Below are 26,542 nucleotides of genomic sequence, written 5' to 3' on the forward strand. Positions count from 1 at the left end.
CCGCCTGTCCGGGCCGCTGACCCCCCGCGCCGTCCCCGGCGCCTCCCCCGTTCGCCCCGCCGCCGTGCTGCGCCGCGTCCTGTGCTGCCGCGCGTCCGGCGCACCTCCTGGAGTCAGCCCCCGTGAAGACCCTGATCCTGCTCGCCCTCGCCGGCCTCGGCGCCCAGCTCGTCGACGGCAGCCTCGGCATGGCCTACGGCGTCACCTCGACGACGCTGCTGCTGGCCTTCGGCACCAACCCCGCCGCCGCGTCGGCGACCGTCCACTTCGCCGAGATCGGCACGACCCTGATGTCCGGCGCCGCGCACTGGCGGTTCGGCAACGTCGACTGGAAGGTCGTCGCGAAGGTCGGCATCCCCGGTGCGGTCGGCGCCTTCGCCGGCGCCACCGTGCTGTCGAACCTCTCCACCGAGGTCGCCGCCCCGGTGATGTCGCTCATCCTGCTGTCCCTGGGCGTCTACCTGCTGGTCCGGTTCACCCTCCGCGGCATCGACCGGCGCAACCTCGGCAAGCCGGTGCGCAAGCGCTTCCTCGGCCCGCTGGGCCTCGTCGCCGGCTTCGTCGACGCCACCGGTGGCGGCGGCTGGGGCCCGGTCGGTACCCCGGCACTGCTGGCCAGCGGGCGCCTGGAGCCGCGCAAGGTCATCGGCTCGATCGACACCTCGGAGTTCCTCGTCGCGCTGGCGGCCAGCCTGGGCTTCCTGCTCGCCCTGGGCTCCCAGGGCGTCAACTGGCTGTGGGCACTGGGTCTGCTGGCCGGCGGCCTGGTCGCCGCGCCGATCGCCGCATGGCTGGTCCGGCACGTGCCGCCGCGGCTCCTCGGCTCGCTGGTCGGCGGCATCATCGTGCTGACCAACACCCGGACGCTGCTGCGCAGCGACTGGATCGACGCGTCCGACCCGGTCCGCTACGCGGTCTACGCGGTGATCTATGCGATCTGGGCCGCCGCGGTCGTCCACTCCTACCGCCAGTACCGCAAGGACCGGGCGCAGGAGTCCGCCGACGCCCTGGCCGCCGAGGCCGCGCGCCTGGCCGAGGAGGACCGGCACCTGCACGCCCCCGACGCGGCCGACGTCGCCGACCTGGAGCGCAGCCTCCGGGCGGGCCGGCCGGCCGACCCCCGCGACTGAGCCCGGCTGCCGCTGGGATCAGGTGACCTGATCATCGGGCGTCCTCCCTCACGTCCCACCGTGAGGGAGGACGCCGCACGATCAGGGACCCTGATCATCGCGCGGACAGCAGCGCCGCCTCGAGGTCCGCGGGCAGGCCCGGCTCGGGCAGGCCGTGCGGCGGGGGCAGCCGGATGGGGTCGCCCCGCAGCCAGGCCCAGGTGTCGGTGACCGTCTCGCGCAGCGGCCGGGAGGGCAGGCCGAGCTCGCGGGCGCGGGCGGTGCCGACGTCCCACGCCGTCGTCGCCGTCTCCCGGGGCAGCCACAGCGGCAGGTGCAGCCACGGCTCGACGCCCGCGGCGAGCAGCTCCTCCTCGGGCACCGGCACCAGCTCCGCGTCGCTGCCGGTGACCTCCCGGCAGGTCCGCAGCAGGTCCCCGAGGGTGGTCATCCCGGCCGGCCCGGTGGCGTTGACCGGACCGTCGGTGCCGCGCTCGGCCATCTCCACCAGCCAGCCGGCCAGGTCACGGACGTCGACCAGCGCGATCGGCTGGTCCAGCGCATCGGGGACGACGACCCGGCCGCCGCGGGCGATGCGCTCGAGCCACCACGGCAGCCGGCGCACGTTGTCGTCGGGGCCGACGACGAGCCCCGCCCGCGCGGTCAGGAACCGGCCCGGGAACGCCGCGCCCAGGACGCGCTCGGCGTGCGCCTTGACCGGGCCGTACTCGTCCTCGTCACCGTCCCAGGTCGGGTCCCGCTCGTCGGGGACGGGACCCGGCGGCCAGGTCGAGTAGGCGTTGAGGCTGCTGACGAAGGCGTAGCCGCGGACGCCGGCGTCGCGCAGCCCGGCCGCCGCGTTCTCCGCCGCCGCGCGGGTCTGGCAGGACGTGTCGACCACGAGCTCCGGCGCCCAGTCGCCCAGCGCCCGCGGCAGGGCGGCGGGGTCGTCCCGGTCGCCGTGCAGCGCGCGGACCCCCTCCGGGGGCCGGCCGGTGACGCCGCGGGTGAAGGTGGCCACCTCGTGACCGCGGCCGAGCGCCGCCGTCGTCACGTGCCGGCCGAGGAAGGCGGTGCCGCCGAGGACCAGGAGTCGCATGCCCGCAGCCCAGTGCACCCGCCGCCCGCCGTCCACCCGGTTCGCGGACGGCGGAAGGTACTAGACCGCGCGGATGGCGGGCAGGCCCGGGACCTGCGGCAGGGGCTGGGACCGGGCGGCGGCCAGCACCATCTGCGGGGAGCGGGGCAGCCCGCGGCGGGTGCACAGCCGCAGCGCGCGCACGCCGGTGATGACGTCGGTCTCCGGAGGGACCACCAGCAGGTCGGCGACCCGGTTGCCGCCGGCCCAGCTCAGGCACACCACGCCCGGGTCCATGCTGCGGAAGCCGCCGGTGCGCACGATGCGGCCGTCGACCACGAGCTTGCGCGGCGCGGGCAGCCACGGCTCGAGCGCGTGGGTGAACCGCTCGACGCGGACGCCGCGCCGGTCGAGGGCCGCCACCAGCTCGGGCACCTCGACGGCGAGGTCGCGGCTGCGCGGGAACCAGGCGCCGTCGAAGGCGTTCTCCCCCGACCCGGCGTCCGCGCGCAGGCTCACCCGGACGTCGATGCCGCCGCGGAACCCCTCCGGTCCCCGCACCGCCTGGGTCATCTGCGCTCCCGCCTCCCGCTCGCCGTGCCGCGGGCCCGCGTCCGGGCCCGCGGCAGAACCGTAGGTCGGCGTGCCCGCGCGTCCCCGCGAGCCGGCGCCGGGCCTGTCGGCCGCGCCCGGCCGGTCATCACCAGCGGTCACGGGCCCGTCACGACACCTCGGCCGAGCGGGGGCTCAGGTGCCCAGGTCGAACTCCGTCGTGCTGACGTACACCTCGCCCGAGCGGAGCTCCGTCGAGGGGAAGTCCGGCCGGTTGGGCGAGTCGGGGAAGTGCTGGGTCTCCAGGGCCACGCCGTCGCCCTGGCGGTAGACCCTGCCGCCGGTGCCCACGAGCGTGCCGTCGAGGAGGTTGCCCGAGTAGAACTGGATGCCCGGCTCGGTCGTCCGCACGGTCAGCGTCCGGCCGCTGCGCGGGTCGTGCAGCACGGCCGCGCGCCGGAGCGCGCCGTCGTCCTCGCGGTCGAGCACCCAGTTGTGGTCGTAGCCCTGCCCGCGGAGCAGCTGCTCGTCGGCCTCGCGGATGCGCGCGCCGATCGGAGTGGGCTCCCGGAAGTCGAACGGCGTGCCCTCCACCGGGGCGAGCTCGCCGGTCGGGATCTGCGTGCGGTCGACCGGGGTGAAGCGACCGGCGTCGAGCTGCAGCAGGTGGTCGTAGACGTCGCCGGCGCCCTCGCCGGCGAGGTTCCAGTAGGTGTGCTGCGTGAGGTTGACGACGGTCGGGGCGTCGGTCGTCGCCTCGTAGTGCACGGTCAGCCGCGCTGCGGGGTCCAGGGTGTAGGTGACCGTCGCGGTCAGGGTGCCGGGGAAGCCCTGGTCGCCGTCCGCGCTGACCAGGTGCAGCCGCAGGGCGGCCACCTCGCCGTCGCCCACGTCGGTGGCGGTCCACACCCGGTCGGAGAAGCCCACGGGCCCGCCGTGCAGGGTGTTGGGGCCGTCGTTGGCCGGCACCTGGTGGGTCGCACCGTCGAGGGTGAACCGCCCCCCGGCGATGCGGTTGCCGTAGCGGCCGACCAGCGCGCCCAGGTAGGGGTCGTCCGCGTCGAGGTAGCCCGCGAGGTCGGGGTGGCCGAGGACGACGTTGGCCACCCCGCCGTCGGGGTCGGGCACCTCCAGGGTCTGGACCACCCCGCCGTAGGTGAGCACGCGCGCGGTCACCGCACCGGCGGTCAGCGTCCAGCGCTCGACGGCGGTGCCGTCGGGTGTGGTGCCGAAGGGCTCGACGGTCGCGCTCATGCGGCCACCCTCCCGCCTCGCCGCCGGTCGTGCCCGCCGGGAGACGGCAGGGGCCCGGTCCGCGGTGCGGACCGGGCCCCTCCAGCGACCTCAGGCCCTGGGCTTGCGGTTCTTGGCCTTGCCGCGCTCGTTCTGGTCGAGGATCACCTTGCGCACGCGGACGGCGGCCGGCGTGACCTCGACGCACTCGTCCTCGGCGCAGAACTCCAGCGCCTGCTCCAGGTTCAGGATCCGCGGCGGGATCAGCCGCTCGAGCTCCTCCGCGGTCGAGGACCGCATGTTGGTGAGCTTCTTCTCCTTGGTGATGTTGACGTCCATGTCGTCGGGCCGGGAGTTCTCCCCGACGATCATGCCCTCGTACACCTCGGTGCCCGGGGCGACCATCATCGAGCCGCGCTCCTGCAGCGAGAACATCGCGTACGACGTCGCCACGCCCTGCCGGTCGGCCACCAGGGACCCGGTGGGCCGGGCGCGCATGTCGCCCATCCACGGCTCGTAGCCCTCGAGGTTGTGGTTGAGGACGCCGGTGCCGCGGGTCTCGGTGAGGAACTCGGTGCGGAACCCGATCAGGCCGCGCGAGGGGACGACGTACTCCATCCGCGCCCACCCGGTGTCGTGGTGCACCAGGTTCTCCATGCGCCCACGGCGGGCGGCCAGCGCCTGGGTCAGCGTTCCGACGTACTCGCCCGGGGTGTCGATGGTGACCCGCTCGACCGGCTCGTGGAGCCGGCCGTCGATCTCCTTGGTGACCACCTGCGGGCGGCCGACGGTGAGCTCGAACTCCTCGCGGCGCAGCTGCTCGACCAGGATGGCCAGCGCCAGCTCGCCGCGGCCCTGCATCTCCCAGGTGTCGGGGCGCTCGGTGGGCAGCATGCGCACCGAGACGTTGCCCACGAGCTCCTGGTCGAGCCGGTTCTTGATCAGCCGGGCGGTGAGCTTCTTGCCCGAGCGGCCCGAGATCGGCGAGGTGTTGATGCCGATGGTGATCGAGATCGACGGCTCGTCGACGGTCAGCGGCGGCAGCGGGCGCGGGTCGTTGGGGTCGGCGAGGGTGTCGCCGATCATGATGTCCTCGATGCCGGCGATGGCCACGAGGTCGCCGGGGCCGGCACTGTCGGCCGGGGTGCGGGTGAGGCCCTCGGTCATCAGCAGCTCGGTGATCTTGACCCGCTGCACGGTGCCGTCGGTGCGGCACCAGGCGACCTGCTGGCCGTTCTTCATCGTGCCGGAGTGGATGCGCAGCAGCGCCAGCCGGCCGAGGTAGGGCGAGGCGTCGAGGTTGGTGACCTGCGCGCGCAGCGGCTCCTCGGCGTCGTAGGTCGGCGCCGGGATGGTCTCCAGCAGCGTCTTCACCAGCGGCGCGAGGTCGGGGCTGTCGGGGCTCTCGCCGTCGGCGGGCCGGGTGAGCGAGGCCTGCCCGGTCTTGCCGTTGGAGTAGACGATCGGGAACTCGAGGGCGTCGGTGTCCAGGCCGTTGTCCTCGAGCAGCTCCATGAACAGCTCGTAGGTCTCGTCGACGACCTCGGCGATGCGCGCGTCGGAGCGGTCGGTCTTGTTGACCACGAGGATGACCGGCATCCCCTTGCCGAGCGCCTTGCGCAGCACGAAGCGGGTCTGCGGCAGCGGGCCCTCGGAGGCGTCGACGAGCAGGACGACGCCGTCGACCATGGACAGGCCGCGCTCGACCTCGCCGCCGAAGTCGGCGTGGCCGGGGGTGTCGACGATGTTGACCGTGACCGGGTTGCCCTCGTCGTCGGCCAGCCGGATCGCGGTGTTCTTGGCCAGGATGGTGATGCCGCGCTCGCGCTCGAGGTCCATCGAGTCCATGACGCGCGTCTGCGTCTCGTCGGCGTCGGTGCCCTCGCCCTTGGCGCGGCCGAGAGCCCCGGCCTGGCGGAGGAGGGCGTCGACCAGGGTGGTCTTCCCGTGGTCGACGTGGGCGATGATCGCCACGTTGCGCAGGTCGTCGCGGGTGGGCATGCGGGAGGCACCTCGGGGAGTCAGGGGATCCCGCGGCAGTACGCGCTCGCGGGCATCTGGGACAACGGCCGCCGGCCCGGCGACCTTCCCACTCTAGGCACTCGGCGTGCTCTGACCGCTGCCCGCGGGCGGTCGGCCACCGCGTACGTCACCCCCGCGGCGGCGATCGTGACGAGACTCACCGCCGGCCGTACCGGGGCGGCGACGGGCGCCCGCACGCGCCGGGTCCGGCGCTAGCCTCCGCGGGTGGGCGTCCGCGGCCGGGCAGCCGGGAGGACCGATCTCGCCGCGCGGCTGGGCCGCGCGGGATCGGCGGCGTTCGTGGGCCGCCACGCCGAACGCGAACTCGTCGCGGCCACGCTGGCCGGTGACCCGGGCGCCGCGGTGGTGTTCTTCCACGGGCCCGGCGGGATCGGCAAGACCGCGCTGCTGCGCAGGGTCGTGCTCGACGCCGAGGCGTCCGGGGTGACCGCCGTGGTGGTCGACGGCCGCGCCGTCACGCCGTCCCCCGACGGCCTGCTCGCCGCGCTGGCCGAGGAGCTCGGCCTGCCGGCCGGCGAGGACCCGGTCCCGGCCCTGCACGACCTCGGCCGGCTGCTGCTGGTCGTCGACACCTTCGAGCGGTGCTCGGGTCTCCAGGGATGGCTGCGCGAGCGGCTCCTCCCGCGGCTGCCCGCGGACGCGCTCACCGTCGTCGCCGGGCGGGAGCCGCCGGAGAGCGCCTGGCGGTTCGACCCCGCGTGGCAGGGACTGCTCCGGGTCGTCGCCCTGCGGAACCTGCCGCCGGACGACGCCACCGGACTCCTGGCCGCACGCGGTGTCCCGCCACGGGTGCGGGAGGAGGCCCTGCGCTTCGCCGGCGGCCACCCGCTGGCCCTGTGCCTGGTGGCGGAGACGGCGTCGGCGTCCGGCGTCCCGGTGCCGGCGGCCGGGTCCGGCAGCCCCGACCTGCTGCGGGTCCTGCTCGAGCGGATCGTCGACGAGGCGCCCTCGCCGCAGCACCGCGCGGCGCTCGAGGTGTGCGCGCACGCGCGGGTGACCACGGAGTCGCTGCTGCGCGCGGCCCTCCCGGAGGCGGAGGCCGACGACCTCTTCCGGTGGCTGTCGGGTCGGTCGTTCGTGGAGCGGGCCGCCGACGGCCTCCACCCGCACGACCTCGCCCGCGACGTCCTCGACGCGGAGCTGCGCTGGCGGGACCCCGACCGGTACGCCGACCTGCACCGGCGGATCCGCGCACACCTCCTCGACCGGCACCGCCGCAACCCGCTCGACGGCGCCCGCACCTGGCGGGACCTCATGTTCCTGCACCGGCGCAACCCGGTGTTCGCGCCGTTCCTGACCTGGGACGTGGAGGACGGCGTCTACCCGGACACCCCGGGCGACGCCGACCGCGCCGCGCTGCTGTCGATGACCCGCACGGCCGAGGGCGACGAGTCCGCGCGCGTGCTGGCCCACTGGCTCGACCGGCGACCCGGGGGCTGCACCGTGTACCGCCGGGCGGGCGAGCCCGGACCGGTCGGCTTCGCGCTGCACCTGCGGCTGTCCGAGCCGGATCCGGCCGACCTCGCCACCGACCCCGTGGTCGCCGCGGCCTGGGCGCACGTCGACGCCACCGGGCCCCTGCGCCCGGGTGAGCAGCTGGACGTGCTGCGGACCTTCGTCGTCCCGGGGTCCTATCAGCGGCCCTCCCCGGTCATGGACCGGATCCAGATCGACTGCGCGCACGGCTGGACCTCGCCGCCGGGACCGGCCCTGTCCTTCCTCGTCCTGGCCGACCCGGGCTTCTGGGCACCTCAGATGGCCTACATCGACCACCACCCGGCCGGGCAGGCGACCGTGGGCGGCCGCCCGTTCACGCTCTTCGCACACGACTGGCGGGCGGTGCCGATGGCCGAGTGGTTCGGTGCCCTGGCCGGCCTCGAGCTCGCCGGTGACGGGCGACCGGCCGCGCCGGCGGTCGATCCGCCCCAGCGGACCGTCCTCTCCGCGCCGGAGTTCGCGGCCGCCGTCAAGGACGCGCTGCGCTCCGCCCGCCGGCCCGGCGACCTGGGCCGCAACCCGCTGTGCCGGTCCCGGGTGGTGACCGACGCGGCCCGGGGGCGGGCCCCCGCCGAGGCCCTCGCCGACCTCCTCGTCGAGGCGACGGACTCCCTCGCCGGTGACCCGCGGGACGCCAGGCTGCACCGGGCGGTCGCCACGACGTTCTTCCGCGGCGTGCCCACCCAGGAGGCGGCCGCCGAACGGCTGGGGCTGCCCTTCTCGACCTACCGCCGCCACCTCGGGTCCGGCATCGAGCGGATCACGGCCTGGCTGTGGGAGCGGGAGCTCCGCGGCGCCGGGCAGGGAGTGAGCACCTGGCGACCTGTCGGGTGAGCAGTCCCCCGGCCGACCGTGTCCTCCCCGACTTCCCGAGGAGGACACGATGTCCGAGCACACCGACCACGCCGTCGTCGTCGGAGCCGGCATGGGCGGGCTGCTGGCCGCCCGCGTGCTCAGCGAGACCCACGACTCCGTGACGGTCGTCGACCGCGACCCCGTCACCGACGAACCGACCGCCCGTCGCGGCGTGCCGCAGGGCCGGCACGCGCACGGGTTGCTCGCCCGCGGCCGCGAGCTGCTGGAGGAGCTCTTCCCCGGGCTCACCGCCGAGCTGACCGGTCTGGGGGTGTCCAGCACCGACCTCCAGTCGGGGTTCCGGTGGGTCAACGGTGGCCGGCTGCTGTGCCAGGAGCCCTCCGGCCTGCTCGGGCTGGGGGTCAGCCGGCCGTTGCTGGAGGCCCGCGTGCGCGCCCGGGTGCGGGCGCTGGGCAACGTCGAGATCCGCGGCGGGTGCGACGCCGCCGGCCTGGCCGCGTCGAGGGACGCCAGCCGGGTCACCGGCCTGCGGGTGCTCGACGGCGCCGCGGACGGTTCCGCGCAGGTGCTCCCGGCCGACCTCGTCGTCGACGCCACCGGGCGGGGGTCGCGGAGCCCGCAGTGGCTGGAGGCCCTGGGCCACCCCGCTCCGGAGACTGAGCAGGTGCACATCGGCCTGGCCTACGCGTCGCGGTCCTACCGCCGTGACCCGTCGGGCCCGGACGGCGCGTCCGTCGCCGCCACCCCGGACCGCCCGCGCGGCGGGGTGGCGATCCCCCAGGAGGGCGACCGGTGGATCGTCTCCGTCGGGGGGATCCTCGGCGACGCCCCGCCCCTGGACCACGACGGCTTCACGGCCTACACCGCGACGCTGCCCTCCCCCCTCGTCCACGAGGTCGTGCGGGAGGCCGAGCCGCTGTCGGACGCCGTCCGGTTCCGGTACCCGGTGAGCACCCGCCGGCGCTACGAGCGGCTGCACCGGTTCCCCGCCGGCTACCTCGTCGTCGGGGATGCCATCGCGAGCTTCGACCCCGTCTACGGGCAGGGGATGACCGTCGCCGCCGCCGAGGCCGTGCAGCTGCGCTCCTGCCTGGCCGAGGGCGCCGGCGGGCTGGCGCGCCGCTTCCTGCCGGCCGCGGCCCGCATCGTCGACGTCGCCTGGGACGTCTCCGTCGGCGGGGACCTGCGCTTCCCCGGCGTGGCGGGCCCGCGGACGCCCAGGGTCCGGGCGGTCAACGCCTACCTGGAGCGGCTGCACGTCGCGGCGGAGCACGACCCGGTCGTGGCGCGGGCGTTCCTGCGCGTGGTCAACCTGCTCGACCGCCCCGAGGGCCTGCTGGCCCCGGGACTGGCGTTCCGGGTGCTGCGCGGGAGCGGCCGGCGCGGGACCGGGGCCCGGCCCGTCGACCCGTTCCCCGCCCGGCGCGAGCCCGCCGGCACGGCGGTCACTGGGCGCTGACCGCCGTCCCCGGGCGGTCGGCCGCCGCGTACGTCACCCCTGCGGCGGCGACCGTGACCAGGCCCACCGCGAGCCAGGCCGGCAGTCCGGCGCCGAGGGCGAGCACGTGGGCCAGGACGAACGCGCCGACGTAGAGGGCGCCGAGCCCGAGGGCGACCGCCCATCCGCGGCGCTGCACCCACAGGACCGCGGCGCCGAGGCCCGCGACGGCGAACACCGCGCCGCCGAGGGCCCGGATGCCGGTGCCCTGCGCGACGCCGAACCCGGCCGCGAGCCCGGCGGCGACGAGGACGGCGGAGGACAGCCGGGTGCGGGCGCGGGTCAGGACGGACGTCGTCATGACTGCAGTGTCCCCGGCCCCGGGCCGGCGCCGGCTCTGCGAGGGTGCGGGGATGACCACGACGCGCCTCCTGGCCCTGGACGACGCACCGGTCCTCGCCCGCATCGCGGAGGAGGACCGCGCGTTCCTCGCACCCTGGGAGCCGGCGCGCGAGGAGGGCTGGGCCACCGAGGCCGTCCAGCGCGAGGAGATCCGGTTCGTGCTGGAGCAGCACCGGCTCGGCCTCCGGCTGCCGCACGTGGTCCTCGACGGCGCGGGGCAGGTGGTGGGCCGGATCAGCCTGAGCAACGTCGTCCGCGGTGCGTTCCTGTCGTGCAACGTGGGCTACTGGATCCGGTCGGCCGCCAACGGCCGCGGGCACGCGACGACCGCCGTCGCGGCGATGCTGCGGATCGCGTTCGACGACCTCGGGCTGCACCGGGTGGAGGCCGGCACGCTGCCGCACAACGCCGGGTCGCAGCGGGTGCTGGAGCGCAACGGGTTCACCCGGTTCGGGCTGGCGCCGCAGTACCTGCGGATCGCCGGGCGCTGGCAGGACCACGTGCTGTTCCAGCGGCTGAACCCGGCCATGCCGTAGCCCGACCCGTCCTCAGGCACCGGCCTCCCGCGGCGGCGTGGTCTCGCGCAGCCAGATGCCGACCCGGTCGGGACCGACCGTGGCCGCCACGGTGTCCCGGAGCCCGCCGGTGACCGCGTCGAGGTCGACCGACGTCCGCAGCCGCCGCGCGTAGGCGTCCACGGCGCGGGCCGCGTCGTAGCGGGACCGGTCGAACCGCCGGTCGACGACGCCCTGCAGCCGCCGCCGCAGCGGGGAGAAGGCCGCGGCCACGGCCAGCGTCGAGGCCGCGACCGCCAGCTCGGAGGTGCCGGTGAGCGGGGTGAGCAGCGGCCGCAGCCCGGTGACCAACCCGAGGTAGAGGGCGAGCAGCAGGCCGGTGAGCAGCGCGTAGGACACCGTGCGGCTGGCCAGCCGGTCGAGGTCGTACAGGCGGTACCGGCTGACGGCGACCCAGATCGCGGCCGGAGGCAGCACCAGGCTCACCCCGACGGCGACCCCGACCACCAGCCCCGTGTCGTCCTGCGGCACGGCCGCGCTCCCGAGGGACGCGACGAGCGCGGTCCCGCCGAACGCCAGCCCCGCCGCCGCGAACCAGCGCAGCTGCTGCCGCTCGGTCGGCCCGGCGCTCCGGTGGCGCACGAACGGTGCCGCGGCGGCGGCCAGCAGGCAGCCGGTGAGGACGAGGACCAGCCACGAGGACAGCGTGCCGGCTGCGTCGGCGACGTCGTCTCCCGGCGTCAGCAGGCCCGGGATGGAGGGGTCCGGGCCGAGCAGGAGCCCGAGGGCGACGGCGACACCGGCGGCCCCGGCGGTGGTGGGCGGCAGCCACCGCCAGCGGGGCCCGGGCAGCCGGCCGTCGGGGAAGAGCGCGAAGACCGCGGTGGCCGAGACCAGGACGACCGGGACCGCCGACGAGACGAGCGGCAGCTCCACCCACCGCGGCAGCGCGCCGATCTGGCCGACTGCGAACCCCGCCTGCAGCAGCGCGATCCCGAGGCCGAGTCCGGCGGGGGCCCAGCCGTAGGCGGTGCCGGCGACCCGGCACACCAGCAGCACCCCCACGACGGTGAACGCCAGGGTGGCCAGCGCCAGGGCAGCCGCCACCGGCAGCCCGAGCCCGCCGTCCACGGGGAAGGCCGCGGGGTGCCGCGCCCGGACGACCAGGTCGGTGGCGATCAGCACCAGGACCGCGGCGCACAGCGCGCCGGCGCCCAGCACGCGGGACGCCGTCCTCACGTCGACGTCCCGGACCCGGCCGGGCCGTTCCGCAGCCACAGCGCCATCCGCTGGGGACCGACGGTGGCGGTGACCGTCTCCCGCAGCCCGGTCACCACCGTCTCGAGGTCGACGTCGGTGCGCAGCCGCCGGGCGTAGGCGTCCACCTGTCGGGCGGCGTCGTACCGCGCCCGGTCGAAGCGCCGGTCGACCGCGTCCTGCACCCGCCGCCGGGCCGGCCGGAAGGCGGCCGCCACGGCCAGGGTTGAGGCCACGACCGCCGGCTCGGAGCTGCCGGTCACCGGCGCGAGCAGCGCCCGGAGCCCGGTCACCGCCCCCACGTACAGCGCCACCAGGCCCGCGGTGAGCAGGGTGTAGGACACGGTCCGGCTGAGGACGTGGTCGATGTCGAACAGCCGGTACCGCAGCAGGGCGATGCCGATCCCGACGGGGACGAGGGTGAAGGCGACCTGGTCGAGGACCACGTACGCCTCCCCCGGAACCAGCCCCTCCGGGGCCACCAGGTCGAGCAGGATCGACGCGGCCATCGCCGAGCTAGCGACGGCGAGCCACTTGAGCTGCTGCCGTTGGACCGGGCCGGCCCGGCGGTAGCGCAGCACCGGCGCGAGCGCCGCCACGACGCCCAGCAGCAGCGCTCCGTAGACGCTGACCTCGACCACGACGTCCCAGACCCGGCCGGCGGCGCCGCCCACCGGCCACGGTCCCGGCGCGACCGGGTCCCCGTCCCGCGGCGCGACCAGCACCGCGACGGCCTGGGCTGCGGCCAGCCCTCCCGCCGCCCACGGGAACCAGCGCCAGCCGCGGCCGGGCAGCCGGCCGGTGGGGAACAGCACCAGCACGAGGTAGAAGAGGACGAAGAAGGCTCCGTAGCCCCAGGTCTCCGCCACGGCGAGCACGTCGTCCCGGACGTCGGTGCCGCGGCCCAGCGTGAAGACGACCTGCACGGCCGCCGCGACGAGCGCGCACCCGCTCACCACCCAGCCGTACGGGTTGGTGGGCAGCCGCGCCGCGATCAGCGCTCCGACGAGGGCGGCCGCGAGGAGGCTGGGCAGGGAGGACCACGGGTCGCTGGTCCCGTCGGGTTCGACGACGTCGACGACGGCGGCGGTCGCGGCCAGCGCCACGGTGACCGCGCAGACCGACCAGCCGAGCCACCGGGCCCGGACCGGGGTCACGTCGGCCTCCCCCCGTCGCGCAGCCAGACGCCGACGGACGCCGGGTGGACCGTGGTGACCACGGTGTCGCGCAGACCCTCGGTCACCTGCCGCAGGTCGACCTCGGTGCGCAGCCGCCGGGCGTAGGCGTCCACCGCCCGGGCGCCGTCGTAGCGCGTCCGGTCGAACCGGCGGTCGACCACCGCCTGCACCCGCCGCCGCGCCGGCCGGAACGCCGCGGCCACCGCGAGCGTGGACACGACCACGGCGAGTTCCGAGGTGCCGGTCAGCGGCGCCAGCAGCGGCCGCAGGGCGGTCACCGCTCCCAGGTAGACCAGCAGCAGCCCCCCGGTCAGCAGCGCGTAGGACACCGTCCGGCTGACGATCCGGTCGATCTCGTAGAGCCGGTACCGCAGCACGGAGACCCCGACCGCCACGGGGAAGAGGGTGAACGTCACCTCGAACAGCAGCCACCCGGCCTCCCCGACGAGGCCCGTGAGGGCGACGAGCAGCGCACCGGCGTTGACCAGCCCGGCGTAGGCGAACCAGGCGAGCTGACGCCGTTCGACCGGCCCGGACCGGCGCAGCCGCACCACGAGCGACGCCATGGCGAGCACGCAGCCGAGGAAGAGCCCGCTGAGCCCGGTGACGAAGACGGTGTACCAGCGGCGCCCGGCCTCGCCGCCCGGGCTCAGCAGGCCCGCGGCGGCGGGGTCCTCCGGGATGGTGGCGAACAGGCTGCCGACCACGGCGACGGCCAGCGAGAGCCCCACGGCCCGGAACAGCCACCGCCACGCCGGGCTGGGCAGGCGGCCCGTGGGGAAGAGGACGACGACCAGCGGGAGCAGCACCAGCAGGGCCAGGAACGCCGACCGTTCGACGAGCGCGAGCGGGACCGCGCCGGGGGCCAGGAACCGCAGCTCGCCGGTGAGCACCAGCACCGCGTCCGTCACCCCGAAGGCGCACCACAGCCACCCGAGGGGGTTGTCCGGCAGACGGGTGGCGATGACCGCCCCGACGACCGGCACCGCCAGGAAGCCGGCCACCCCGAGCGCCGTCCAGGGGTCGTCCGCGGTGGCCCGGAGGACCCCAGCGGCGAGGAAGAGGACGACGGCGACCGCGCACAGCCCCCAGGCGCGCCGTCGCACCCGCCGCGTCCGGTCCATCAGGCCCTCCGGACGTCGGCGCCGGGGCGCACCCACACGCCCAGCCGGTCGGGCCCGACCGTCGCCGCGACGGTGTCCCGCAGTCCCGCCGTGACCGCGTCGAGGTCGACCTCGCTGCGCAGCCGGCGGGCGTAGGCGTCCACCGCGCGGGCCGCGTCGTAGCGGGACCGGTCGAACCGCCGGTCGACGACGTCCTGCACCCGCCGCCGGGCGGGGCCGAACACCGCGGCCGCCGCCAGCGTGGACACCACCACCGCCAGGTCGGACGTGCCCGTCAGCGGGGTGAGCAGCGGCCGCAGCGCCGTGACGGCGGCCAGGTAGAGCACCAGCAGCGCGCCGGTGAGGACCGCGTAGGACACCGTCCGGCTCACGATCCGGTCGATCTCGTAGAGCCGGTAGCGCAGGACGGCGACGGCCACCGCGGCCGGGATGAGCCCGAAGCTGACCGCGTCGACCACCGCCCAGACCACGGCCGGCACCGGTGCGCCGGTGAGGTCCAGCGACGTCGTCACCACCAGCGCCATCGCGGCCACCACGAACCAGGTGAGCTGACGGCGCTCGACGGACCCGGCGCGCCGGTAGCGCGCGAGGACCGACACGGCCGCCACGACCACGGCGAGGAACAGCCCGGTGACGGCGGCGTCGGCCGCGGCCGCCGCGACGCGGCCCGTGGTGGCGTCCGGGGACCAGGCCCCGGACGTTGCCAGGCTCCCGGCGACCAGTGCCAGGACGGCGAGGCCGACGGTGACCCGCGGCAGCCAGCGCCAGCGGGGCGAGGGCAGCGACCCGGTCGGGAACAGGAGGAACAGCAGGGAGAGCAGCACGAGGCCGACGACGAAGCTGGAGCCCTCGACCGCACGGGCCACCCGGGACAGGTCCCCTGGAACCGCGCCGAGGGCGGCGGCCAGCGCCGTGATCCCGTGGCAGATCCCGGCGGCGCACCACAGCCAGCCGTAGGGGTTGTCCGGCAGGCGGAAGGCGAGCAGGCCCCCGACGACAGGCACCCCGAGGAAGCCGAGGGTGCCCACCAGGACCTCGGTCGGGGTGAGCGCCTGGGGCCCGGAGGCCTCGGCGACGGTGAACCGCACGGTGATCGCCGCCGCCACCAGCGCCAGGGCGAGCGCGCAGAGGACCCACGCCAGCCGTCGCGCGTGCGGGACCGCGCGCATCAGGCCCTCCGCGTGAGGCCGTCGTCGCGCAGCCACAGCCCGAGCCGCTGCGGGCCGACCGTCGAGCTGACCGTCTCCCGCAGGCCCGCCGTGACCGCGTCGAGGTCGACCTCGCTGCGCAGCCGCCGGCGGTAGTCCTCGACGGCGCGCGACGCGTTGTAGCGGGTCCGGTCGAAGCGGCGGTCGACCACGTCCTGCACCCGCCTCCGGGCCGGGCCGAACACTGCGGCCACCGCCAGCGTGGACACCACCACCGCCAGGTCCGAGGTCCCGGTCACCGGTGTGAGCAGCGGCCGCAGCGCCGTCACCGCAGCCAGGTAGAGGACCAGCAGCGCGCCGGTGAGGACCGCGTAGGACACCGTCCGGCTCACGATCCGGTCGATCTCGTAGAGCCGGTACCGCAGCACCGCGATGCCGATCGAGACCGGGATCAGGGCCAGGACCACCACCTGGTAGGCCGCGTCCACCGCGGCGGGCGCGAGCGGCACCACGGCGAGCTGGCCGATGTTGAGCAGCACTGCGAGGAGGAACCACTTCAGCTGCCGACGCTCGTCCGGGCAGGCCTGGTGGTAGCGGACGCCCACGGAGGCCATGGCGAGGAACCAGGACACGGCGATCACGAACAGCGACGAGTAGTGGAGGTGCAACGCGAGCCGGCCGACCGTGCCGTCGGTCGCCCACGGCGCCGATGACGGGCTGTCGCCCCCGGTGGACGGGAACCAGATCCCGCTGACCACCGCCACCCCCATGGCCGTGAGGGCGGCCCGCTGGAGCCAGCGCCAGCCGGGGGACGGCGGCCGGCCGGTGGGGAACAGCAGCACCGTCAGCACCGCCAGGCAGGTGACAAGCGGCCAGCCGTCCCGGTTCACCAGCTCGAGCGGCCACGAGCGCTGGTCCGGCAGCGACTCGAGCAGCGTGCCGGCGACCGCAGCCGACCAGAAGACCAGCGCCAGGGCCGCGCACAGCCAGCCGACCGGGTTGGCCGGCCGCCGCGAGGCCAGCACCGCCCCCACGACGGCGAACCCGAGCATGCTCAGCCCGAACCCGCCGGAGTACAGCAGGTCGGCGACCGACCGGCCGCCCGCCGACAGCTCGAACGCCAGCGTGGTCCCGGTGCACGCCAGGGTCAGCGCGAGCGCGGCCCACGGCAGGACCCGCAGCACCACCCGTCCGACCCCGCCCACAGCCGGCGCCCGAGCGGTGCCGCTCAGTTCGCGCGAGGTGCGCGGAACCCGCGCAGGGCGGTCTTCACCCCGCTGAAGTGGCGGACGTTGCGCGCCTGCGACCACTGCCGCCGCCGGTCCAGGCACACGACGCTCGTCTCGACCGGCGGCGGTCCCTCCGCGCCGAACGCCGTCGCGAGGTTGCGCAGGGTGGCCTGCCAGAACCGGTCCTCCAGCCGCGCCCCGCCCAGTACGTAGGGCAGCTCGACCAGGGGGTCGGCGGTGCGCAGCAGCATGCTGATGTCCGCGACGGTCGTCCCCCGGTCCTCCTCGGCGCTGAAGGTGATCCAGGCGGCGAGGGCGTGGCCCTCCGGCGTCATGTAGGCGAAGGACGTCTCGTCGGCGTAGATCACGAAGACGCCCGTGGAGAGCACGCACACCTGGCCGACGCCGACGTCGAGGGCGGCCACCTCGCCCGGCTCGATGCCGGCCAAGGACGGGTGGAAGCGCCCGCCGCGCGGCCAGAACTCCCCGAAACGGACCTTCCACTCGGCGACCACGGCCTCCGGCGTCATCCCGACGCCGGTCAGCGGGATGCGGTGGCTGCGCCGCCACAGCTGCCCGAAGCCCTGCTGCGGCCCCATCAGCCGCTTGCCGTCCAGGCCGCGCGCCCGAGCGGCCTCGCTCGCCGCGACCAGCTGCGACACCGGCGCGGCCCAGTACGCGGCGTCCCGGGGCAGGGCCCCCTCGACCGGGCCGGACTCGCCGGCGGGGGTGGTGTCGCCGGCCGGGGTCGTGTCGGTGCTCACCGCGTCCCCACCGTCCCCCGCGCCGCGGCCAGGGCGGACTCCTCGTCGGCCTGCAGGCTGATCGCCTCGTCGATGCGGGTCAGCGAGAAGATCTGCCGGTAGTGGTCGGACAGCCCGAACGCGGTCACCCGCTGGTGGGCGCGCTTGGCCCGCACCAGCAGGGTCACGAGCATCCCGATCCCGCCGCTGTTCATGTACTCCAGCCGGCTGAAGTCGAGCGCGATCCCGCGCGGCCGGTGACCGCAGGCCTCCTGGTAGGCGTCGGTCAGCGGGCCGTCACTGGCCGCGGTGACGTCGCCGACCAGCGAGATGACGACGACGTGGTCGTCGACGCGGCGGACGGCGGTCTCGAGTCGAGTGGTCTGCATCTGCTCCCCCAGGGAACCGCTCAGGCGCCGGTGGGCACGTGTCCCAGTGCGCTGGGCTCGTCGTCGTACACGGAGATGAACTCGGACAGCCGGGTGATCGCGAAGACCTCCCGGTAGTGCTCGGTCAACCCGAAGGCGGCGACCTCGCGGCCGTCCCGCCGCGCCCGCGCGAGCACGTCGACGAGCAGCGCGATGCCGGTCGAGTTGACGTAACCGACCCCGGTCATGCCGAGGACGACGGTGTGCGGGCCGGCTGCCGCGGCCTCCGCGTAGGCGGCCTGCAGCGCCTCGCGGGCGTCGCCGCGCAGGTCCCCGGAGAGGTCGACGACCACCGAGCCGGGGCGGGGCTCGCGGACCGGGAAGCGGCGGGCGCTCACGCCGGGCCGTCCCGGTGCAGGACGAGCTCCACGGTGTGCCCGCCCTCGTGGTCGGCCGCGCGTACCTCGTCGACGAGGTTGCGCATGAGGAACAGGCCCCAGCCGCGCGGCGACTGCTCGCCGGCGAGCTTGGCGACGATGTCGGGCTCCTCGGCCGTCCCGGGGTCGGGGCCCTTCACCGCGTGGTCGGTGACGGTCACCCGGACGTCCCGGTCGGTGGCGGCGACGGTGATCCGCACCGGCAGCTCGGGGCGGTTGTCGTTGCCGTGCTCGATGGCGTTCATCGTGGCCTCGGCCACGGCGGTGGCCAGGGCGTCGCGCCGGGCCGGGCGCAGGCCGAGGGGCTCGACCGCGTCCGCCAGCGCGGTCAGCACCGCGCGCTCCCCTCCGGGCTCGCTGGCCACGTCGAGCTCGGCCAGCACCTCGGCGTCACATCCGGTGGGCATGCGGTCGCCTCCCGCCGTCGGCCGTGTCGCCCGGGACAGCGTCACGAGCGTGATGTCGTCCTCCTGCTCCCAGCCCGGGCCGGTGAAGGAGGCCAGGTCGGCGAGCACCCGGTCGATGAGGGCGTCCCCGGACACCGGCTCGCCGACGAGCTCCTTGAGCCGGGGGAACCCGAACATCTCCCGGTCCGGGTCGTGCGCCTCGACGACGCCGTCGCTGTGGAACAGCACCTCGTGCCCCGGCGCGAGGACCGTCTCCTTCTCCTCGTAGTCCATCTCCGGGAGCAGGCCGAGCGGCATCCCCGTGGCGCGCAGCTCGACGACGCCCTCCGCGGTGCGCACGTACGGCAGGTCGTGCCCGGCGTTGGCGTAGCGCAGCCGGCCGGTCGCGGGGTCGAGGACGGCGTAGAGGCAGGTGACGAACATGTGCGCGGGCATCTCGCCGACCAGGAGCGTGTTGGCCCGCCGCAGCACCTCCCCGGGGGACACCAGCCGCGCCGCCTCGGTGCGCAGGATGCTGTGCGTCGTCGCCATGACCAGCGCGGCGGGCACGCCCTTGTCGGTGACGTCGCCGATCACGATGCCGACCTGCCCGCCGGGCAGCTCGAGGAAGTCGTAGAAGTCGCCGCCCACCTCGCGCGCCGGCCGGTAGTGGGCCGACACCCGCCAGCCGGGCAGCTCGGGCAACGAGCGCGGCAGGAACTGCTGCTGGATGAGGCCGGCGACCTGCAGCTCCTGCTCGATGCGCTGCCGGTCGAGCGCCTCGGCCTCCTGCTCGCGCACCAGCTGGGCCACCCGCACGGCGGGCGCCGCGTGCGCGGCTAGGTCCTGCAGCAGGTGCCGGTCGTCGGTCGAGTACTCGTTCTCCGAGCGCCGGGGCCCGAGGCTGAGCAGGCCGACCAGCTCCCCGGAGGTGACCAGGGGGACGACGAGGGTGATCCCGGCCTCGCGCAGCGCCCGGACACCCGGCGAGTCCACGGGGACCCGGTCGAGCGGCGTCGGCTCGGCGACCGCGGCGAGGTGGGCGAGCAGCGGGTCGTCGGGATCGAGGTCGACGTGCGGGTCCTCCACCGGGGCCGGCCGGGCGGCGGGGACGGCCGGGGCGGCCCGGTCGCGGCGGAACAGCCGGGCTCCGCGTCGCGCGGCACGCAGCACGGCCACCTCCCCACGGTCGGCTGGCCGCATGGTGCTCCCCCGCGGCGTGGCGGGGAAGGGACTCGCGCGTCCCGGATCCGGCTCGCGCCGGTGGGTGCGCAGACGCCGAGGGCCCCGGACGACCGTGTCGTCCGGGGCCCCTCAGAGGTGACGTCCCGGGGGGAACGGGTTCCGTCGTCAGGCGGTGCGGAGCACGGCCTCGATCTCGAGCTCGATCTCGATCTTGTCGCCGACGACGACGCCGCCGCCGTCCATCGGCATGTCGATGTCGACGCCGAAGGCCTTGCGGGAGATGGAGGTCTTGGCGCTGAAGCCGGCGCGGGTGCCGCCGTAGGCGTCGGGGCCGAAGCCGTTGACCTCGAGCCGGAGGGTGACCGGCTTGGTGATGCCCTTGATGGTCAGGTCACCCTCGACCGCCCAGTCCTCGCCGTCGGCGACGACCCGGGTGGAGCGGAAGGTCATGACGGTGTGGTTGCCGACGTCGAAGAAGTCCGCCGAGCGGATGTGCGCGTCGCGCTGCTCCTGGCGGGTGTCGATCGAGTCCATGTCGATGGTCGCGGTCACCGACGACCGGGCCGGGTCCTCGGCGGTGACGATCTCGCCGGAGAACTGGGTGAAGTAGCCGCGGACCTTGCTCACCATCATGTGGCGGACGGAGAAGCCGACGGTGGAGTGCGCGGCGTCGATGTCCCAGGTGCCGGCGACGTAGCCGGGGATCTGGACGGCGGTGGTGCTGGTCATGTCAGGACCTCTCGGGTGGTTGAGCGTTTGACTACGGTGCCGTGAGCGTAGTTGAGCGTTTGATTATTCCGCCAGTACCCTGGAGGCATGACCACCGACGTGTCGCCCCGGACACACCAGCCGGACCCCCGGGAGACGCGCTGGCTCGACGCCGAGGAGCAGAAGGCCTGGCGCGCCTGGCTCTACAGCACCCAGCTGCTGCAGGACCGGCTCGAGCGCGAGCTGACCCGCGCCACCGGCATCCCGCACGCCTACTACGAGATCCTCGTCCAGCTGTCGGAGACGCCCGAGCGCCGGATGCGCATGAGCGAGCTCGCCGACCGCTGCCTGTCCTCGCGCAGCCGCCTGTCGCACGCCGTCTCCCGCCTCGAGGAGCGCGGCTGGATCCGCCGCCAGGAGTGCCCCGAGGACGGCCGCGGCCTGCTCGCCGTGCTCACCGACGAGGGTTTCGCCGCGCTCGAGGCGGCCGCGCCGATCCACGTGGAGAGCGTGCGCACCCACCTGTTCGACCAGCTCTCCCCCGAGCAGGTCGCGGCGATGCGGGACATCGGCGAGACCCTGCTGCGCCACCTCGACCCGTCCTGACGCTCCTCCCGGAGGACGACCGGCGGGTCCTCCCCCGGGTGGACGACGCGCGCGCCCGCGCTGCCTAGGGTCGGCGCCGATGAACCAGCGCCCACCCCTCGAGCAGCTCGCGACGGCGCTGCGTTCCCGGCCGATCGCCGTCGATGTCGCGATCACCGGCGCACTGGTCGGGCTGGTCCTGGTCTCCTTCGGCGGCGGCGCCGGTCCCGGCGAGGGCCCGGCCCTCCTCGTCAGCCTGCTCCTGCTGGTCCCCCTCGCCTGGCGCCGCGGCTGTCCGGTCGCCGCGGCGGCCGCGGTGACCGCGGCCGCACTGCTCGAGCTGGCGGTGGTCGACGTGTTCCTGCCGGCCAACGTGGCGGCGCTGGTGATGGTGCACGCACTGGCCGCCTACGCGCCGCGCTGGGCCGGCCGGGCCGGGCTGGTGCTCGGCCTCGCCGGCGCCGTCCTGGCCGCGGCCCGCTACTACGCGGCCGACCTCGGCGAGACCTTCCTCGTGCCGGCCGCCTCCATCGCCGTGGCGGTGGTCGCCGCGTGGGCGCTGGGGGACCTGCGCCGGGCCCGGCTCGCGGAGCTGTCCGGCCTGGCCGAGCGCGCCCGGCTGCTGGAGATCGAGCGCGACCAGGAGATGCGGCTGGCCGCCACCGCCGAGCGGGCCCGCATCGCCCGCGAGATGCACGACGTCGTCGCGCACTCCCTGTCGGTGGTCATCGCCCAGGCCGACGGCGGCCGCTACGCCGGGCGGGCCGACCCCGGCGCCGCCACCGGCGCCCTCGAGGCGATCGCCGCCACCGGCCGGCAGGCGCTCACCGACATGCGCGCGCTGCTCGGCGTGCTCCGCGACGGCCCGGCCGAGCAGTACGCCCCGCAGCCCGACGTCGCGGCCGTCCCCGCGCTCGTCGACGACGTCCGGGCCAGCGGGCTCGACGTCGACCTGCTGGTGGAGGGCGAGCCGCGCCCGATGCCCGCCGGTCCGCAGCTGGCCGCCTACCGGATCGTGCAGGAGTCGCTGACCAACGTGCTCAAGCACGCCGGGCCGGACGTGCGGGCCTGGGTGCGGCTGCACTGGCGCCCGGACTCCCTCGAGCTCTCGGTGCTCGACGACGGCCGGGGCGCCGCGGCGGCGGTGGCCGCGGGCGACGGCGCCGGGCAGGGCCTGCGGGGCATGCACGAGCGGGCGCAGCTGCACCGCGGGCGGGTGGAGGCCGGCCCGCACGCCGGGGGCGGCTGGCGGGTGCACGCCGTGCTGCCGCTGGGCGGTGCCCCGTGACCCCGGGTGGTCCCGCGGGGCAACCCGTGCGTGTGGTGCTGGTCGACGACCAGCAGATGGTCCGCGCGGGCTTCCGCATGGTCATCGACTCGCAGCCCGACCTCACCGTCGTCGGGGAGGCCGGGGACGGCGAGGCGGCGGTGCGGCTGCTCGAGCGGACGGCGGCCGACGTCGTCCTGATGGACGTCCGCATGCCCGGCACCGACGGCATCGAGGCGACCCGCCGGGTCACCGCGCTGCCCGACCCGCCGCGGGTGGTCGTGCTGACCACCTTCGACCTCGACGAGTACGTGGTCGCGGCGATCGGCGCCGGGGCCAGCGGCTTCCTGCTCAAGGACGCCCCGCCCGAGGAGATGCTCGCCGCGGTGCGCACCGTGCACGCCGGCGACTCGGTGATCGCGGCCAGCTCCACCCGCCGGCTGCTGCAGCACGTGGCGCCGATGCTGCGCGGGACGGCCCCCGTGGTCGCCGGCGGCGGCGCGGAGCTCGCCGACCTGACCCCACGCGAGCGCGAGGTGCTCGTGCAGATGGCGCTCGGCGCCACCAACACCGAGATCGGCCAGCGGCTGTTCGTCAGCGAGGCGACGGTGAAGACCCACGTCGGGCGGGTGCTGGCCAAGACCGGCTCGCGCGACCGCGTGCAGGCCGTCGTCCTGGCCTACCGCACCGGGCTGGTCTCCCCCGCCGACCTCCTCCGCGACGCCTGACGCGTTCCCGGGGCCTTTATCGCGATAAAGGCACCTACGACCGGGTGCCTCCATCGCGATGAAGGCACCTACGACCACGGGAGGACGGCGAGATCACCTCCGGGTCCGACGCGGGAGGACGGGCCGGACGGCGAGGGTCCCTGCGTCCCAGTGATCGACCCGCGGAGGTCCCCCGTGTCCGTCCCCGTCATGACCGTCCCCGGCGAACCGCCGGCGTCGGTGTCGTCCCCCGCCGTCCGCGCCACCGGCCTGACGAAGGTGTACGGCTCCGGCGACACCGCCGTCCGCGCCCTCGACGGCGTCGACGTCGCCTTCGGCCGCGGGGAGTTCACCGCAATCATGGGCCCGTCGGGCTCGGGCAAGTCGACGCTCATGCACTGCCTGGCCGGCCTCGACACGGCCACCTCCGGGCAGGTCTTCCTGGGCGGCACCGAGCTGACCCGGCTGCGCGACGACGAGCTCACCCGGCTGCGCCGCGACCGGGTCGGCTTCGTGTTCCAGGCGTTCAACCTGCTGCCGGTGCTCGACGCCCGCGAGAACGTCGTGCTGCCGATGCGGCTGGCCGGCCGCCGTCCCGACCCGGCCTGGTTCGACGCCGTGGTCGCCCGGCTCGGGCTGCGCGAGCGGCTGCGGCACCGCCCTGCGGAGCTCTCCGGCGGCCAGCAGCAGCGGGTCGCCATCGCCCGGGCGTTGCTGCCCCGACCCGGCGTCGTCTTCGCCGACGAGCCCACCGGCAACCTCGACTCCCGCGCCGGCGCCGAGGTGCTGGACCTGCTGCGCAGCAGCGTCCGCGAGACCGGCCAGACCGTCGTCATGGTCACCCACGACCCGACCGCCGCCTCCTACGCCGACCGCGTCGTGCTGCTGGCCGACGGCCGCCCGGCCGGGGAGGTCGAGCGGCCCACCGCCGCGTCCGTGCTCGACGCGCTCCGCGGGCTCGGGGGCTGACCGGTGCTGTCCACCACCCTTGCGGGCCTGCGCGCGCACCTGCCGCGCCTGGTCGCCTCCTGCCTGGCCGTCGTGCTCGCGACCGGCTTCGTGGTCGCCACGCTCGTGCTCAACGAGACCACCCGCAGCACCGTGCTCACCGCCGCCGGCGCCCGCTACGTCGGCGCCGACGCCGTGGTCACCTCCGAGCACGGCAGCTCCCTGCTCGACGAGGTCCCCGCCCTCACCGCCCTGGACGGCGTGCGGGCCGTGGCCCCCGAGTGGGAGACCTCCGTGCAGGCGGTCGCGCCCGGCCGCACCGGCGCACAGTTCCTGCTGGTCGGCGCGGTCGCCGAGGACCCCGCGCTGCGGTGGCAGCCGCTGGCCGACGGCGCGCTGCCCGACGGGCCCGGCGAGGTCGCGGTCAGCGAGCGGGTCGGCGCGGACGTCGGCGACGTGCTGCAGGTGACCGGCACCGCCCCCGACGGCAGCGAGACCACCGCCGCCGTCACCGTCACCGGCGTCGTCGACCTCGGCGGCGACCCGGAGGCCGGCCTGTACGGCCGGGCCTGGGCCACCCCCGCGCAGGCACAGGCGTGGGGCGCGGTCGACCCGGTCGAGCTGCGGATCGCCGGCACGCCCGGCACCGATCCGCGGGCGCTGGCCGACGCGGTCCGCGGCGCCCTCGCCGGGGCGGAGCTCACGGTGCGCACCGGCACCGCGCAGGCCGAGCACCGCGCGGGGTCGATGCTCGGCAACGCGACGGCCCTCGCGGCGATCCTGCTGGTCTTCGGCACCGTCGCGGTGCTCGTTGCCGGGCTGGTCATCGCCAACACCTTCGCCGTCCTGCTCGCCCAGCGGACCCGCGAGCTGGCGCTGCTGCGCTGCGTGGGCGCCACGGCCCGGCAGGTGCGCCGCGGCGTGCTGGCCGAGGCCGCGGTGACCGGGCTGGCCGCCTCGGTGGTCGGGGTGGGCGCCGGGATCGGACTGGCCGCGGCGGTGTCGGCGCTGGCCGGGGACGTCGAGTCGCCGGTGCCGCTGTCGGGCCTGTCGGTGCCGCCGGTCGCGGTCCTCGCGGGGGTGGCCGTCGGCACGCTGACCACCCTGGTGGCCGCCCTCGCCCCGGCCCGCGCGGCGACCCGGGTGGCGCCGCTGGCCGCGCTGCGGCCGCTGGACCCGGCGCCGCTGCGGTCGCGGCCGGGCGTGCTGCGCCTGGTCCTCGGGCTGGCGCTGCTGGTCCCCGGGGCGGCGGCGCTCGCCCTCGGCGTCGCGGTGTCGAGCGTGTTCGTGGCCCTGCCGGGCGGGGCGGCCAGCTTCCTCGGCGTCGTCCTGCTCGCCCAGCGCGCGGTGCCGCCGGTGGTCCGCGCGGCCGGCGGACTGGTCACCCGGGTCGGCGGGATCCCGGCCCGGCTGGCGGTCGGCAACGCCACCCGCAACCCCCGGCGGACGGCGGCGACGGCGACCGCACTGCTCATCGGCGTCACGCTGACCACCGCGATGGTGGTGGGCACCGCCTCGACCCGGGCCACGGCGACCGCGGGGCTGGCCGCGCAGTACCCCGCCGACGTCGTCGTCGAGGGGCTCTCCGGCGAGCTGCCGGCGTCGCTGCCCGGGCGGCTGGCGGACCTCGACGGCGTCGCGACCGGGACGCCGCTGACGGTTGCCTCGCCGGCCGGTCCCGACGGCCAGCCGTGGCAGGCCTACGGGGTCGACCTCGCGAGCGCCGTCCCGACGCTGCGGTCGACCGACGGCACCCCGCTGCCCGCGCCCGGGGAGGTGCTGGTCCCCGGGTGGCTGGCCCGCTCCTGGTCGGTGGCCGACGGCGAGCGGGTGGACCTGGCCCTCGACGGCCGGTCGCTGTCGCTGCGGGCCGGGGTCGTCGACGACGACGCGCCGCTGCTGCTCACCGCCGCCGACCTCGCCGCGCTCGCCCCGGACGCCGCGGTGGGGCAGGTCTGGCTGCGGCTGGACGACGCCGACGCCGGCGCCCAGGCCGCCGTGGTCGACGCGGTCACCGACACGGTGGGGGCCGCGGTGCCCGACGCCCAGGTCACCGGCGTGGTGAGCCTGCGCCAGCAGATGGACGAGGTGCTCGACGTGCTGCTGCTGGTGGTCACCGGCCTGCTCGGGGTCGCGGTGGTCATCGCCCTGATCGGCGTGGGCAACACGCTGGCGCTGTCGGTGGTGGAGCGCCGGCAGGAGAACGGGCTGCTGCGCGCGATGGGGCTCACCCGCGGGCAGCTGCGCGGGCTCCTCGCGTGGGAGGCGGTGCTGGTGTCGGGCGTGGCCGCGGTGCTCGGCGTCGTCCTCGGCGGCGTCTACGGGGTGACCGGGACGGCGTCGGTGCTCGGCCTGGCCGGCGAGGTCGTGGTCGACGTCCCGTGGCTGCAGGTGGCGGCGATCGTCGTGGTGGCCACCGTCGCGGGGCTGCTCGCCTCGGTGCTGCCGGCCCGCCGCGCGGCTCGCACGGCACCGGTCGCCGCCATCGCGGCGGTGTGAGTCGTGGGGGGGGGGGGGGGGGGGGGGGGGGGGGGGGGGGGGGGGGGGGGGGGGGGGGGGGGGGGGGCGGGGGGGGGGGGGGGGGTGGTG

General features: G+C 76.1%; 24 protein-coding genes. 9 read left to right on the forward strand and 15 right to left on the reverse strand.

Features of this window, described 5'->3' with window-relative positions; genetic code table 11:
- Positions 1–122 precede the first annotated feature (122 nt).
- Positions 123–1,130: a sulfite exporter TauE/SafE family protein gene (locus ACI79V_RS16110; protein ID WP_456890682.1), complete on the forward strand. Its 1,008-nt coding sequence runs from the start codon at positions 123–125 to the stop codon at positions 1,128–1,130.
- 94 nt (positions 1,131–1,224) lie between these two features.
- Here the strand turns inward: ACI79V_RS16110 and ACI79V_RS16115 are convergent, their stop codons facing one another.
- From ACI79V_RS16115 to typA, 4 genes are all read right to left on the reverse strand, one after another.
- Positions 1,225–2,208, reverse strand: a complete 984-nt coding sequence (locus ACI79V_RS16115; protein WP_456890684.1) for an NAD-dependent epimerase/dehydratase family protein — start codon at positions 2,206–2,208, stop codon at positions 1,225–1,227.
- 60 nt (positions 2,209–2,268) lie between these two features.
- Positions 2,269–2,760, reverse strand: a complete 492-nt coding sequence (locus ACI79V_RS16120) for a DUF5994 family protein (protein ID WP_456890686.1) — start codon at positions 2,758–2,760, stop codon at positions 2,269–2,271.
- Positions 2,761–2,934: 174 nt separating this feature from the next.
- Entirely contained in the window at positions 2,935–3,993 is a 1,059-nt protein-coding gene (locus tag ACI79V_RS16125; protein WP_456890689.1) for an aldose epimerase family protein, read from the reverse strand.
- 90 nt (positions 3,994–4,083) lie between these two features.
- Positions 4,084–5,973, reverse strand: coding sequence for a translational GTPase TypA (typA, locus tag ACI79V_RS16130; protein WP_456877815.1), 1,890 nt, complete (start codon positions 5,971–5,973; stop codon positions 4,084–4,086).
- A gap of 246 nt (positions 5,974–6,219) precedes the next feature.
- On the opposite strand from typA, the gene ACI79V_RS16135 reads away from it, so the two are divergent.
- A complete protein-coding gene (locus tag ACI79V_RS16135) occupies positions 6,220–8,346 on the forward strand; it encodes a hypothetical protein (RefSeq protein ID WP_456890691.1) in 2,127 nt (708 codons plus the stop codon).
- Positions 8,347–8,395: 49 nt separating this feature from the next.
- Complete coding sequence (locus ACI79V_RS16140) at positions 8,396–9,787, forward strand: FAD-dependent oxidoreductase (protein ID WP_456890694.1); 1,392 nt, start codon at positions 8,396–8,398, stop codon at positions 9,785–9,787.
- Here the strand turns inward: ACI79V_RS16140 and ACI79V_RS16145 are convergent.
- The gene (locus tag ACI79V_RS16145; RefSeq protein WP_456890698.1) at positions 9,774–10,127 is read right to left on the reverse strand and encodes a hypothetical protein; all 354 of its coding nucleotides are present in this window, start codon (positions 10,125–10,127) and stop codon (positions 9,774–9,776) included. The genes ACI79V_RS16140 and ACI79V_RS16145 overlap by 14 nt on opposite strands.
- Before the next feature lie 52 nt (positions 10,128–10,179).
- On the opposite strand from ACI79V_RS16145, the gene ACI79V_RS16150 reads away from it, so the two are divergent.
- Positions 10,180–10,704: a GNAT family N-acetyltransferase gene (locus tag ACI79V_RS16150; protein ID WP_456890700.1), complete on the forward strand. Its 525-nt coding sequence runs from the start codon at positions 10,180–10,182 to the stop codon at positions 10,702–10,704.
- 12 nt (positions 10,705–10,716) lie between these two features.
- On the opposite strand, the gene ACI79V_RS16155 is transcribed toward ACI79V_RS16150, so the two are convergent.
- The 10 genes from ACI79V_RS16155 to ACI79V_RS16200 form a co-directional block, all read right to left on the reverse strand.
- A complete protein-coding gene (locus tag ACI79V_RS16155) occupies positions 10,717–11,922 on the reverse strand; it encodes a hypothetical protein (RefSeq protein ID WP_456890702.1) in 1,206 nt (401 codons plus the stop codon).
- Entirely contained in the window at positions 11,919–13,097 is a 1,179-nt protein-coding gene (locus tag ACI79V_RS16160) for a hypothetical protein (RefSeq protein WP_456890704.1), read from the reverse strand. Before ACI79V_RS16160 ends, ACI79V_RS16155 begins: the two co-directional genes overlap by 4 nt.
- Positions 13,094–14,242 carry a hypothetical protein gene (locus ACI79V_RS16165; RefSeq protein WP_456890706.1) on the reverse strand — a complete coding sequence of 383 codons (1,149 nt, stop codon included), beginning with the start codon at positions 14,240–14,242 and terminating at the stop codon, positions 13,094–13,096. The genes ACI79V_RS16160 and ACI79V_RS16165 overlap by 4 nt, the downstream gene beginning before the upstream one ends.
- Positions 14,242–15,411 (reverse strand): hypothetical protein, encoded by a 1,170-nt coding sequence (locus ACI79V_RS16170; RefSeq protein WP_456890708.1) that lies wholly within the window; start codon positions 15,409–15,411, stop codon positions 14,242–14,244. Before ACI79V_RS16170 ends, ACI79V_RS16165 begins: the two co-directional genes overlap by 1 nt.
- Positions 15,411–16,577: a hypothetical protein gene (locus ACI79V_RS16175; RefSeq protein WP_456890710.1), complete on the reverse strand. Its 1,167-nt coding sequence runs from the start codon at positions 16,575–16,577 to the stop codon at positions 15,411–15,413. Before ACI79V_RS16175 ends, ACI79V_RS16170 begins: the two co-directional genes overlap by 1 nt.
- Positions 16,578–16,618: 41 nt before the next feature.
- On the reverse strand, positions 16,619–17,383 hold the full coding sequence (locus ACI79V_RS16180; RefSeq protein WP_456890714.1) for a hypothetical protein: 765 nt from the start codon (positions 17,381–17,383) through the stop codon (positions 16,619–16,621).
- Complete coding sequence (locus tag ACI79V_RS16185) at positions 17,380–17,751, reverse strand: STAS domain-containing protein (protein ID WP_456890716.1); 372 nt, start codon at positions 17,749–17,751, stop codon at positions 17,380–17,382. The genes ACI79V_RS16180 and ACI79V_RS16185 overlap by 4 nt, the downstream gene beginning before the upstream one ends.
- 20 nt (positions 17,752–17,771) lie before the next feature.
- The gene (locus ACI79V_RS16190; protein WP_456890718.1) at positions 17,772–18,128 is read right to left on the reverse strand and encodes an STAS domain-containing protein; all 357 of its coding nucleotides are present in this window, start codon (positions 18,126–18,128) and stop codon (positions 17,772–17,774) included.
- Complete coding sequence (locus tag ACI79V_RS16195; RefSeq protein WP_456890721.1) at positions 18,125–19,732, reverse strand: ATP-binding SpoIIE family protein phosphatase; 1,608 nt, start codon at positions 19,730–19,732, stop codon at positions 18,125–18,127. Before ACI79V_RS16195 ends, ACI79V_RS16190 begins: the two co-directional genes overlap by 4 nt.
- Before the next feature lie 171 nt (positions 19,733–19,903).
- Entirely contained in the window at positions 19,904–20,467 is a 564-nt protein-coding gene (locus ACI79V_RS16200; RefSeq protein ID WP_456890725.1) for a YceI family protein, read from the reverse strand.
- A gap of 87 nt (positions 20,468–20,554) precedes the next feature.
- Between ACI79V_RS16200 and ACI79V_RS16205 the strand changes: the two genes are divergently transcribed.
- The 5 genes from ACI79V_RS16205 (at position 20,555) to ACI79V_RS16225 (ending at position 26,452) form a co-directional block, all read left to right on the forward strand.
- The gene (locus ACI79V_RS16205; protein ID WP_456890728.1) at positions 20,555–21,052 is read left to right on the forward strand and encodes a MarR family winged helix-turn-helix transcriptional regulator; all 498 of its coding nucleotides are present in this window, start codon (positions 20,555–20,557) and stop codon (positions 21,050–21,052) included.
- Positions 21,053–21,131: 79 nt separating this feature from the next.
- Entirely contained in the window at positions 21,132–22,319 is a 1,188-nt protein-coding gene (locus ACI79V_RS16210) for a sensor histidine kinase (protein ID WP_456890730.1), read from the forward strand.
- 26 nt (positions 22,320–22,345) lie between these two features.
- Entirely contained in the window at positions 22,346–23,026 is a 681-nt protein-coding gene (locus ACI79V_RS16215; RefSeq protein ID WP_456890733.1) for a response regulator, read from the forward strand.
- A 174-nt stretch (positions 23,027–23,200) separates the two neighbouring features.
- Positions 23,201–23,974 (forward strand): ABC transporter ATP-binding protein, encoded by a 774-nt coding sequence (locus ACI79V_RS16220; protein WP_456890735.1) that lies wholly within the window; start codon positions 23,201–23,203, stop codon positions 23,972–23,974.
- Between the two features lie 3 nt (positions 23,975–23,977).
- Positions 23,978–26,452 carry an FtsX-like permease family protein gene (locus ACI79V_RS16225; protein ID WP_456890737.1) on the forward strand — a complete coding sequence of 825 codons (2,475 nt, stop codon included), beginning with the start codon at positions 23,978–23,980 and terminating at the stop codon, positions 26,450–26,452.
- The last annotated feature ends 90 nt before the right edge of the window (positions 26,453–26,542 follow it).

The sequence above is a fragment of the Geodermatophilus sp. SYSU D00700 genome (genome assembly GCF_054050255.1).